At 47.6% G+C, this 500-nt stretch carries 1 protein-coding gene; it reads right to left on the reverse strand.

The window, feature by feature from the left end:
- A partial coding sequence (locus AB4Z50_RS35995; protein ID WP_441887283.1) for an IS110 family transposase occupies nucleotides 1–500 on the reverse strand: 500 nt, incomplete at both ends.

Consider the following 500-nt stretch of genomic DNA (forward strand, 5'->3'; position numbering starts at 1 on the left):
TCGGTCGGCGAGCAATTGTTTCAAGTGGAGCTTGTAGTAATGAGAAGCTGACTGAGATCCTACTGAATGGTTGGCAATCTCGATGAGTGCTTTTGCTTTTCTAGCACCGCAGTGCCGTTTCATGATGGTTTTCCATCCYTGAATTAGGTTCTGGGTCTGTAGCTTACTGATCTCCGCTGGAGTAGGAAAGAGGMGAAGCGTTGCCAGGGAACCGATACAGGTGATGTCCTTGAATACGTGACGTAGTTCAGGGAAAACAACGTCAACCCAGCGGTGTATCTGGTTTTTGGCACTAACAAGTCGTTTGACGACGAAGTCGCGGTTAGAGAGAAGCACACGTAGATCCTCGAAGGCTTCGGGAGTCGTACGTGTTACCGAGTAGTAACCGTTCTTGATCATGTCGGCGATAACGAGTGCATCTTTCCGGTCACTCTTTGAAGGCGTATTGTCGCGATTTTCTTTGTTTTTTTTCACGAGATGCGGATTCAGTAAAACGACTT

It is taken from the genome of Paenibacillus sp. 2TAB26 (assembly GCF_052115145.1).
GTDB lineage: Bacteria > Bacillota > Bacilli > Paenibacillales > Paenibacillaceae > Pristimantibacillus.